A 10,754-nucleotide genomic window follows, 5' to 3' on the forward strand; every position below is an offset into this window, starting at 1 on the left:
TTCGGAAACGGCTGTCCGCCACGAAAATTTCCGTGGCGGACAGCCGTTGTCGTAGCGGACGGACCGGGTCAGACGGAGACCTTCTCCAGGCTCGCCGGTTCGCGCTCGGGAGCGGGCTCGTGATCGTCGACCATCATGCTCTCGTCGAACGGCAACCGTCCGCTGAGCACCTCGTCGACCCGTTCGCGGTCCACCGACTTGGTCCACGTGCCGATGAGCAGGGTCGCGATGGCGTTGCCGGAGAAGTTGGTGACGGCACGCGCCTCGGACATGAACCGGTCGACACCGACGATCAGGCCGACGCCGTCGAGCAGGTCGGGGCGGTGGCTCTGCAGACCGCCGGCCAGCGTCGCCAGACCGGCACCGGTGACCCCGGCCGCACCCTTCGAGGCGACGATCATGAACAGCAGGAGCGAGAGCTGCTCACCCATGTTCAGGGGACTGCCCATCGCGTCGGACACGAACAGGGCGGCCATCGTCAGGTAGATCGCGGTGCCGTCCAGGTTGAACGAGTAACCGGTGGGCACGACCACGCCGACCGTGGTGCGCTGGACACCGAGGTGCTCCATCTTGGCGATCAGGCGCGGCAGCGCGGACTCCGACGACGACGTCGCGAAGATGAGCAGGTACTCGCGGGCGAGGTACTTGACGAGCTTGAACACTGAGACACCGGAGACCGCTCGCAGCAACGATCCGAGAACACCGAAGACGAACACGACGCACGTGAGGTAGAAGGCGATCATCAGAACACCGAGCTGCAGGACCGCGCTCAGACCGGTCTGGCCGACGACGTTGGCGATGGCACCGAACGCACCGATCGGGGCGAGCCACAGGATCATCGTCAGGATGCGGAAGACCAGCTTCTGCAGGTGGCCGATGCCCCGCAGGATCGGTTCACCCGACTTGCCGATGCCCTGGATGGCGAAGCCGACGAGCAGCGCCACGAACAGGGTCTGCAGGACGCTGCCCTCGGTCAGTGCGGACAACAGGGAGGTGGGGATGATCGACGCGATGAAGTCGACGGTGCCGCCGGCGGCATGCGCCTTCTCGGCGAGTTCGGCACCCGATCCGGCGTTGGCCGGATCGAGGGTGAGCCCCGAGCCCGGGTCGAGCAGGTTGCCCACACCCAGGCCGATCGCGAGGGCCACGGTCGACATGCCCACGAAGTAGATCAGCGCGAGTCCACCGATCCGGCCGACGCTCGCCGCTGCCCGGACCGACCCGATGCCGAGCACGATGGTGCAGAAGATCACCGGGCTGATCATCATCTTGATCAGGTCGACGAACATGGTGCCGAGGACACCGAGCGACTTGCCCGTCTCGGGGGCCAGCCATCCGACGGCGATACCGGCGACGACGGCGATGATGACGCCGATGTACAGCCAGTGGGTACGGTCGCGGCGTTTCTCGCCCCGCACGGTTGTGGTGCTCATGGAGTGCCCTTCGATCATGCGCGGGCTCGTCGCGCGATGTTCACGGATAACGGGATGCGGTGACGCACCGGCGAGGACTCGGGAATCGACCGTGGTTCGGTCGGGTACTACGGGACCCTGGTAGGGGCCGCTCCGCGCCCGGGTGGTGACCGGCATCACGTCCACATAAGGACATGGTGGTAGCCGGGTCGCCGCGGGAGAAGTTTGTGTACATAGTGTTCACGGGAGGTGAACGGTGAACCGTCGCCAGGCGAGACCGCCGATGAGCGTGGCGGGCCAGCTGCTCATCCTCCAGTCGGTCGTGTTCACGGTGGTAGCGATCGTGGCGGGTGCGCTCATCGTCGTCGACGAACGGCGCGACGCCGACGACGCCACCCGTCGCGGCGTGACCGATATCGCAGTGACCACCGCGGTGTTCCCGGAGATCGCCGAGGGGCTGCTCGCCCCCGACCCGACCGCCACGCTCCAGCCGCGCGCCGAACAGATCCGTGAGGCGACCGGAGTGGACTTCGTCGTGATCGTGGACCCGGACGGGCTCCGCGTGACGCATCCGGTCCCGGAGAGGATCGGACTCCCGTACACCGGCCACATCGACGAGGCCCGGTCCGGGCAACCGTTCAGCGAGACGTACACGGGCAGCCTCGGATCGTCGATCCGCACCATCGCGCCGGTCTACGACGACGGCACGCTCGTCGGATTCGTGTCGGTCGGGGTGACACGGGAGAGGATCGCCGAGAACTTCGTGCGGAGCCTTCCGGGCATCGTCGGGCTGGTGGCGGCCGGGCTCGTGGTCACCGCGGCGGGGGGATACCTGATCGCGCGGCGCCTGCGCCGTCAGACCCTCGGGCTCGATCCCGACCAGCTGCGGCGCATGTACGAACACCACGACGCCGTCCTGCACTCGATCGGCGAAGGGCTGCTGGTGTTCGGTGGAGCACCCGGCGCCTCACCGCAGGTCGACGTCGTCAACGACGAGGCACGCCGCCTGCTCGGCCTTCCCCCGACCGGGCCGGTCCCCTTCGACGCCCTGCCCGAGACACTGCGCGAACTCGCAACCACCGGCGAGGCACGCGACGAGGTGCACCTGACGCGCGACCGCACCCTCGTCGTCAACAGCGACGCGGTGAACTGGAACGAGCGTCGCATCGGCACCGTCGTCACCCTCCGCGACCACACCGAGTTGCGCGGTGTCCTCGGTGAACTCGACTCGGTCCGCGGATTCGCCGAGTCGCTGCGGGCGCAGGCCCACGAGTCGGCAAACCGTCTGCACACCATCGTCACGATGGTCGAACTCGGCCGGACGGAGGACGCGGTCGCGTTCGCGACGCAGGAACTGGCGGTCTCCCAGCACCTGATCGACCGGTTGACCAGTGCCGTCCACGAGCCGGCGCTGTCGGCGTTGCTGCTCGGCAAGATCGACGAGGCCGCCGAGCGAGGTGTGGAACTGACCGTCACCGACGACACGGAACTGGGCCCGGTTCCGTCCATCCCGGCGCGCGATATCGTCACCCTCGTCGGGAATCTCATCGACAACGCCATCGACGCCTCCCATGCGTCGGACGACCCATGGGTGGAGGTGACTGTGCGTCGGGACGATTCGTCGATGATCGTGGAGGTCGCCGACAGCGGGCCGGGGATGTCGCCGGAGGTGCTGGCCCGGGCCATGCAGCGCGGCTACTCCACCAAGTCCGAGCAGCGCGGCCTCGGACTCGCACTCGTCGCCCAGGTCGTGGCGCGTCACGGGGGAACTCTGCGCACCGAACCGTCGCTGGGTTCGATGATCGTCGCCGTGATCCCCCTGGAGAGCCGGTCGTGATCCGGGTGCTCGTCGTCGAGGACGAACCGCTCATCGCCGAGGCCCACCGCGAATACGTCGGGAGGGTGGACGGATTCGAGGTGGTAGGTGTCGCGCACACGGGTAGCGACGCCGTGCGGGCGGTCGCGTCGGCTGCGCGGGTGGGCACACCGGTGGATCTGGTGCTGCTCGACATCGGGCTCCCCGACACGAGCGGCCTCGAAGTGGCTGCACGCCTGAGCGCCGGTCGTCCGAGTCCCGACATCATCGCCGTCACGTCGAACCGCGATCTGGAGGTCGTGCGGACGGCGGTCGCGCGGGGTGTGGTGCTGTATCTGCTCAAGCCGTTCACCTTCGCGGCACTGCAGGACAAGCTCGAACAGTACGTGGCCTACCGCTCGGCGTTGCGCGACGCCGAGACCGCGGCGGGCCAGCACGATATCGATCGCGCCATGTCGGCTCTGCGCACGAGCAGTTCCCGTCCGTCCACACCCAAGGGCATCTCCCCCGACACGCTGTCGAAGATCACCGATTTCCTTCATCACGCCGACGGGCCGCGAACCGCTGCGGAAGTCGGATCGGCCGTGGGGGTCTCACGCGTGACGGCGTGGCGCTATCTCGAACGGCTCGCCGACGACGGCGCCGCGACCCGACTCACCGAATACGGCCGCGCCGGTCGACCGCAGGTCCGGTACGAACTGCGCAGGTGAGCAGTTTGCTATCGGCTACACAGTTCGTCATTCGCGTCGGCAATTGCTGCGGCGAATAGCGAGAACGCGAGCGGATACCGAGCTCAGCCCGCAGCGGTCTCCGCGCGGTAGGCACCGGACGTCTCGAGCACCCACGCGAACTCGAACGCGACCTCGCGCCACTTCTCGTACCGGCCCGACACACCGCCGTGTCCCGCGCTCATCTCCGTCTTGAGCAGCAACGGCGCATCGCCGGTCTTCGTCGCGCGTAGCTTGGCGACCCACTTGGCGGGTTCGACGTAGAGCACGCGCGTGTCGTTGATGCTGGTGATCGCGAGGATCGCCGGGTAATCCTTGGCCTCGACGTTCTCGTAGGGGCTGTAGGAGCGCATGTACTCGTACACCTCGGGATTCGCGAGCGGGTTGCCCCACTCGTCCCATTCGATCACCGTGAGCGGCAACGACGGATCGAGGATCGACGTGAGCGGGTCGACGAACGGGACGTTCGCGAGGATGCCCGCGAACAGTTCGGGCGCGATGTTCGCGACCGCACCCATGAGCAGGCCACCGGCGCTACCACCGTCGGCGACGAGCTTCTCCGGGCTCGTGACACCGGTGTCGATCAGGTGCCGCGCGCACGCCACGAAGTCGGTGAAGGTGTTCTTCTTCGTCAGCGACTTGCCGTTCTCGTACCAGTGCCGGCCCATCTCGCCGCCGCCGCGCACGTGCGCGACCGCGAACACCATGCCCCGGTCGAGCAGCGACAGCCGCGCGACGGAGAAGGCCGGGTCGATACTGGCCTCGTACGAGCCGTAGCCGTACAGCAGCGTGGGCGCGTTCTCCGGGGTGCCCTTCCGCACGACGATCGACAACGGGATCGTCGTGCCGTCCTCGGCGGTCGCCCAGTCGCGGCGCTGCTCGTAGAGCGACGGGTCGAAGTCGCCGAGCACCGGCTGCGACTTGAGCAGCGTCAGCTCGCCCGTGCTCACGGTGTAGTCGTAGACCCGGCTCGGGGTGATGAACGAGGTGTAGCCCAGACGCAGGGTGGGCTGGGTCCATTCGGGATTCGCGCCCGGTCCGACGGCGAAGAGTTCCTCGCCGAATTCGAGTTCGGTGAGCGTGCCGTAGCCCTCGTCGGTCAACGGCCACACCGCGAGCCGGGTGAGGGCCTCCCGACGGTAACCGAGCACGAGGTGCCCTTCGAACGCGTCGACGTCCTCGAGGCGCACGTCGTGCCGGTGTCCGATCAGGGTGCGCAGGGCGGACGGGTCGTCGACGGGAGCTTCGGCGAGCACGAAGTTCTCGGCCTTCTCCCCCGTCTCGGGGTCGACGTCGTTGTGCAGGACGAGGAATCGGTCCTCACCTGCGATCACCGCGTGTTCCGCGCCGTACTCCACACCTTCGCGGCGCGGCAGGATCACACGGAATTCGCCTGTGGGGTCGGCGGATTCGAGTACCCATCCCTCGGTGGTGATCTTGGACCCGACCCAGATCATGAGGTACTTCTCGCTGCGCGTCGAACCGATCGACACCCAGTACCGCTCGTCGGGTTCGTGGAAGACCTTCACGTCCTCGTCGACGGCGGTGCCGAGCTTGTGCCGCCAGACGGTGTCGGGCCGCCACGACTCGTCGACCGTCTGATAGAAGACGTGGCTGTGGTCGAGCGCCCACGTCGCCCCCGGTGCGGTGCCGGGGATCTCGTCGGCCAGCAACGCGCCCGTGGCCAGGTTCTTGAATCGCAGCGTGTACCGCTCGTCGCCGACGACATCGGTCGAGTACGCGAGCAGCGTGCCGTCGTGGCTGATCGAGAACGCCCCGAGCGAGAAGAACTCGTGCCCTTCGGCCTCGACGTTGCCGTCGAGGAGCACCTGTTCGCCGGGGAGTTCGACGCCCGGGGTCACGTTCGGCGGTGTCCAATCGTCGGCGTCGGCGATCGGGCACCGGCACTGGATCGCGTACTGCTTGCCCTCGACCGTGCGGGCGTAGTACCACCACTCACCCATCCGGGTGGGGACCGACATGTCGGTCTCCTGAGTGCGCGACCTGATCTCCTCGAAGATCGTTTCACGCAGCGGAGCGAGATGTTCCGTCTGCGCCTCGGTGTACGAGTTCTCCGCTTCCAGATACGCGACGACCTCGGGGTCGTTCTTGTCGCGCAGCCATTCGTAGTCGTCGACGAAGGTGTGCCCGTGATGGGTGCGCGCGAGCGGCACCTTCTTCGCGACCGGCGGAGTGATCTTCGAGGAGGTCATATGCGGTCAGCCGATCCAATCGTCGAAGGACAGTCCCGAAATACGTTCGTACGCCTCGATGTAGCGAGCTCGCGTCTTGTCGACGACGTGCTGCGGCAGCGGCGGGGGCGGGGGGTCGGAGGCGCGGTCCCAGCCCGATTCGGGTCCGGTGAGCCAGTTCCGGACGATCTGCTTGTCGAAGCTGGGCTGAACCTTGCCCTCCTCGTACTCGTTCGCGTCCCAGTAGCGGGACGAATCCGGGGTGAGGACCTCGTCGGCGAGCACCAGATTGCCGGCCTTGTCGAGACCGAACTCGAACTTGGTGTCGGCGAGCAGGATGCCGCGGTCGGACGCGTACATGGCGGCGCGGTCGTAGATGTCGAGCGTGTCCTGGCGCAGCTTCATCGCCAGGTTCAGACCGACCTTCTCGACGACGTCGTCGAAGGAGATGTTCTCGTCGTGGTCGCCGAGCGCAGCCTTGCTGGCCGGGGTGAAGATCGGCTCGGGCAGTCTGCTGGCCTCGACGAGCCCCTGGGGCAGGGTGACACCGCAGACGGAGCCCGTGGCCTGGTAGTCGAGCAGGCCGGAGCCGGTGAGGAAGCCTCGGGCGACGCACTCGACGGGCACCATCTCGAGGCGCTTGACCACGAGTGCGCGGCCGAGGACCTCCTCGGGGATACGCTCGTCGTCGGGTTCTCCCGCGAGGTGGTTGTTGGTGGCGTCGAGCAGCTTGAAGAAGAACACGCTCATCGCAGTGAGGACCCGCCCCTTGTCGGGGATCGGGGTCTCGAGCACGTGATCGTAGGCCGAGATCCGGTCACTGGCGACGAGGAGCAGGTGCTCGTCGTCGATCACGTACAGATCGCGCACCTTGCCGCCGGCGAGGTGTTGGTAGGACTCGAGTGAAGGACGCACGCTGACACCCTAGTGCTCATCGAGTGGCTGCACCGCACCCCGTGGCGGATATCCCACTCGTTCACAGCCGGGTGGAACAACGAACGTACGAGTGGGAACAGGAGTGGCATGGCCGCATCGTCGCGAGTGGACGTCGGGTTCGGGTCCGAGCGGGGCCCGATCCTCGTCGCCCTGATGCTCGCCACCGCCCTCGTGGCGCTCGAGAGCACGATCCTGGCCACCGCGATCCCGACGATCGTCGCCGACCTGGGTGGCTTCACCCAGTTCCCGTGGTTGTTCTCCGCCTATCTGCTCACGCAGGCGGTGCTCGTCCCGGTGTACGGCAAACTTTCCGACGTCTTCGGCCGCACCCCGATCCTGTTGTTCGGTATCGCGGTGTTCGCGGTGGGTTCGGTGCTGTGCGCGCTGTCGTGGAGCATGCCGGCGCTGATCGCGTTCCGCGCGGTGCAGGGCCTGGGCGCCGGCGCCGTGCTGCCGATGGCCCAGACCATCGCCGGGGACATCTACACCGTCGCCGAGCGCGCCAAGGCGCAGGGCTATCTCGCCAGTGTGTGGGGGATGTCGGCGGTGATCGGCCCTGCCGTGGGCGGTGTCTTCGCCGACTTCCTGTCGTGGCGGTGGATCTTCTGGATCAATGTGCCGTTGTGTGCCCTCGCGGCGTGGGTGCTCGTCCGCAACTTCCGCGAGGACACGCCGTCGGGACCGCGACCGCGCGTGGACTGGGCCGGCGCGGCGACACTCGCGGTGGGCGCCGCCCTGCTGATCCTCGGCCTGCTCGAGGGCGGGCAGTCCTGGGCGTGGACGTCGGCGACCGGGATCGGCATCTTCGCCGCCGGTGCAGCCCTGATCGCGGTGTTCGTGTGGATCGAGTCCCGCGCCGCCGAGCCGATCCTGCCGATCCGGCTGTTCACGCGACGTGTGCTGGTCACCACCAGCGCGGTGTCGTGCCTGGTGGGTGCGGTCGTGCTGGGCCTGACCTCGTACGTGCCGTCGTTCGTGCAGGGTTCGCTGGGCACCACGGCGCTCGTCGCGGGGTTCACGCTGGCGACGATGACGATCGGCTGGCCGATCGCGGCGGCGCAGTCGGGCCGACTCTATCTGCGGATCGGTTTTCGCAACACCGGTCTGGTGGGTGCGGTGCCGCTGTTGTGCGGCGCGGCGCTGTTGACGCAGGTCGGGGTGGATTCGGCTCCCTGGGAGGTGGCGCTCTGCTGCGTGCTCGTGGGACTCGGGATGGGGTTGATCGCCAGTCCCGCGCTGATCGCGGCGCAGTCCAGCGTCGACTGGTCCGAGCGGGGCGTCGTCACGGGCGCGAACGCCTTCGCACGTGCGATCGGCAGCGCGGTGGGCGTGGCGGTGTTCGGTGCGCTGGCCAATGCAGCCCTCGGGGGCGCAGCGGCGGACGAGACCGTCACCGGAACTCCCGGTGCGGCGCAGTTGGCGGACTCGGTGGCGCCGGTGTTCGTCGCCGTTCTGGTGTGCGCCGGACTGCTCGTGTCGTGCGTGTGTTCGATCCCGAATCGTCCGGCAGCGGCCGGGTAGGCGACACGCCGCGTGCCTATACCGTTACCTGTGCGCTGTTTCGTATTCGCTCGGAATCGGGCACCATCTCTGCGGTGAGAACGACAAGCGGCGGCAAGGACACCATCGACGACGTGACGTACTTCCCCGTCGGGGCTGCGGAACACGCTCTGCAGCGACTGGCACACGCCACGGCGATGCAGGACACGACGGATTACGAGTCGCTGCGCTCGGCCATGGACGCGGAGTACTTCTGGCGCGGTGTCGCCGAGACCTTCCGGATCGCGGACGAGGCGTTCCGGATCGTGTCGTCCGCGACACGCGACCGGCAGGACATCTCCGCGCACGTCATGGCGCGCGCTGCCGACTGGGTGGGCACCATCGAGCTCGCCACCGAAGGTTCCCGGTTGTACGGGGCACTCGTCGCCTACACCCAGGGTGTCAGCGAAGGGTATTCGGCAGTGGAGGCGTGGGCGCGCGACGGACGAGCATGACGCGATGCGGGGCCGGGGTGTCCATCCGGCCCCGCCTCCTCTCGTCCTGGGGGACCGTCCGTCAGGCGACGGCTTCGAGATCGCCCGCGTCCCGGAAACGCCGCAGTGTCGGAGTCGAGACGAACATCACCGCGATGACGGCCACACCGGCGACGCCGTAGACGGTCAGGGCCATGGAGATCGGTACCAGGGAGGCCACGACTCCGGCCGCGACGGCGCCCACGGAGGTACCGGCCGTCACCTGCGCGCCCCACACCGCCGCGATCCGTCCGCGGTACTCGTCGGAGGTGTTGCGCTGGACGGTGGCGTACCGCACGACGTCCGCGAGCGAGTCACCGAATCCGTGTGCGGCGAGACCGAACAGCACCACGGCGAGGATGCCGGTCGCACCGGCACCCACCAGACCCGCGGCCGAGACCGCCATGAGCAGGTAGACCACCAGCCCGTACCGGCGGATCGACCCGGTCCAGCCGCTGGTCAGCGACCCCACGACGGCCCCGACGGCGGGCGCCGTGTAGAGCAGGCCCACCACCGACGGACCGACGCCGAGCACTTCGTCGGCGAATTCCGGGATGAGCACGGCCCAGCCGGACAGCAACATCGCGAGGAACCCCACGATCAGCACCTGGCCCACCACACGGTTGTGTGCCGCGTACCGGAAGCCCGACATCACCGATCTCAGCGGTGATTCCTCCGCGACATGCGTCGGGGGCAGCGACGGCAGGCGGGTGATGCAGAAGGTGGTGATCGCCGTGGTGAACGCGGCCAGCGCGTAGGCCACGCCCACGCCACCGGCGGCGATGACGACACCGCCGAGGGCCGGGCCGATCATGGCGCCGAGGTCGGCCGTGAGCGCCATGAGCGCACCGGCCGCGGCGAGCTTGTCGCGCGGGATCAGGCTGGGAGTGACCGCCATGAGCGCGGTCGACGAGATCCCGCCCGCGATGCCGTCGACGACGGCGAGCACGTAGATCGCCCACATCTGCGGTACCGGCAGGATCGCGTTGACCGCCAGCAGGGCGAAGGCGACGCCCGCGGTGCCGCGCGCGATCGCGATGACATTCCGCCGGTCGTAGCGGTCGGCGAGCACCCCGCCGGCGAAGGTGGCCGCGAAGGTGGTGACACCGATCACCGCGGAGACCGCGGCGACCTGCGCCGTCGAGCCGGTGAGCTGGTACACCTGCACGGGCACCGCCACGATGAGGAAACCGAGACCGAACAGCGAGACGACGCGTGCGGTGAACAGGTACCGGAATTCGCGGCTGGTGCGCAGCGGGTCGATGTCGATGAAGAGTTTCTCGAAGACGGCCACGATCACCCGCTCATCCGCGGGCGAGCAGCGCGATCCACTGCTCGAGGTCGGGGGCCGAGGCGAGATCCACGAAATCGACTTCGACTCCGGCGCTGCGCCACTGCTCCACGAGGGCCATCAACCGCACCGAGTCGAGTCCCTGGTCGACGAGGCTCGCCGACGGATCGAGTTCGTCGACGTCGATGTCCAGGATCCTGGCGGTGTCGGCAAGGACGGTAGTGCGATCGAGCACGGAGTTCTCCTTCTTTCGATATATGCACGGTGCAGGATGCTGCACCGTCGGGCGGTGCCGGAGGCGCCTTACGTCGCGGTGCCGGAGGCGCCTTACGTCGCGGTGCCGGAGGCGCCTTACGTCGCGGTGCCG

At 68.1% G+C, this 10,754-nt stretch carries 9 protein-coding genes; 4 read left to right on the top strand and 5 right to left on the bottom strand.

Going from position 1 to position 10,754, the window contains the following annotated elements; all coding sequences use genetic code 11:
- Positions 1 to 68: 68 nt before the first annotated feature.
- Positions 69 to 1,433: a cation:dicarboxylate symporter family transporter gene (locus tag A8G18_RS15505; RefSeq protein WP_064064566.1), complete on the bottom strand. Its 1,365-nt coding sequence runs from the start codon at positions 1,431 to 1,433 to the stop codon at positions 69 to 71.
- Positions 1,434 to 1,695: 262 nt separating this feature from the next.
- Between A8G18_RS15505 and A8G18_RS15510 the strand changes: the two genes are divergently transcribed.
- Both A8G18_RS15510 and A8G18_RS15515 read left to right on the top strand, forming a co-directional pair.
- Positions 1,696 to 3,249, top strand: a complete 1,554-nt coding sequence (locus A8G18_RS15510; RefSeq protein WP_064064567.1) for a sensor histidine kinase — start codon at positions 1,696 to 1,698, stop codon at positions 3,247 to 3,249.
- Positions 3,246 to 3,938, top strand: a complete 693-nt coding sequence (locus A8G18_RS15515; protein ID WP_016933340.1) for a response regulator — start codon at positions 3,246 to 3,248, stop codon at positions 3,936 to 3,938. Before A8G18_RS15510 ends, A8G18_RS15515 begins: the two co-directional genes overlap by 4 nt.
- Before the next feature lie 83 nt (positions 3,939 to 4,021).
- On the opposite strand, the gene A8G18_RS15520 is transcribed toward A8G18_RS15515, so the two are convergent.
- Positions 4,022 to 6,169 carry a S9 family peptidase gene (locus A8G18_RS15520; protein WP_064064568.1) on the bottom strand — a complete coding sequence of 716 codons (2,148 nt, stop codon included), beginning with the start codon at positions 6,167 to 6,169 and terminating at the stop codon, positions 4,022 to 4,024.
- A gap of 6 nt (positions 6,170 to 6,175) precedes the next feature.
- Positions 6,176 to 7,063 (bottom strand): phosphoribosylaminoimidazolesuccinocarboxamide synthase, encoded by an 888-nt coding sequence (locus tag A8G18_RS15525; RefSeq protein ID WP_064064569.1) that lies wholly within the window; start codon positions 7,061 to 7,063, stop codon positions 6,176 to 6,178.
- Between the two features lie 108 nt (positions 7,064 to 7,171).
- Between A8G18_RS15525 and A8G18_RS15530 the strand changes: the two genes are divergently transcribed.
- Entirely contained in the window at positions 7,172 to 8,605 is a 1,434-nt protein-coding gene (locus A8G18_RS15530; protein ID WP_064064570.1) for an MDR family MFS transporter, read from the top strand.
- 74 nt (positions 8,606 to 8,679) lie between these two features.
- A complete protein-coding gene (locus tag A8G18_RS15535) occupies positions 8,680 to 9,078 on the top strand; it encodes a hypothetical protein (protein ID WP_064064571.1) in 399 nt (132 codons plus the stop codon).
- 61 nt (positions 9,079 to 9,139) lie between these two features.
- Here the strand turns inward: A8G18_RS15535 and entS are convergent, their stop codons facing one another.
- Together entS and A8G18_RS15545 are read right to left on the bottom strand one after the other, a co-directional pair.
- Positions 9,140 to 10,390 (bottom strand): enterobactin transporter EntS, encoded by a 1,251-nt coding sequence (gene entS / locus A8G18_RS15540; RefSeq protein WP_064064579.1) that lies wholly within the window; start codon positions 10,388 to 10,390, stop codon positions 9,140 to 9,142.
- Positions 10,391 to 10,400: 10 nt separating this feature from the next.
- Positions 10,401 to 10,622 carry a phosphopantetheine-binding protein gene (locus tag A8G18_RS15545; RefSeq protein WP_064064572.1) on the bottom strand — a complete coding sequence of 74 codons (222 nt, stop codon included), beginning with the start codon at positions 10,620 to 10,622 and terminating at the stop codon, positions 10,401 to 10,403.
- Between the last annotated feature and the right edge of the window lie 132 nt (positions 10,623 to 10,754).

Origin of the sequence: Rhodococcus gordoniae (assembly GCF_001646655.1) — a bacterium.
In the GTDB taxonomy this organism is placed as follows: domain Bacteria; phylum Actinomycetota; class Actinomycetes; order Mycobacteriales; family Mycobacteriaceae; genus Rhodococcus; species Rhodococcus gordoniae.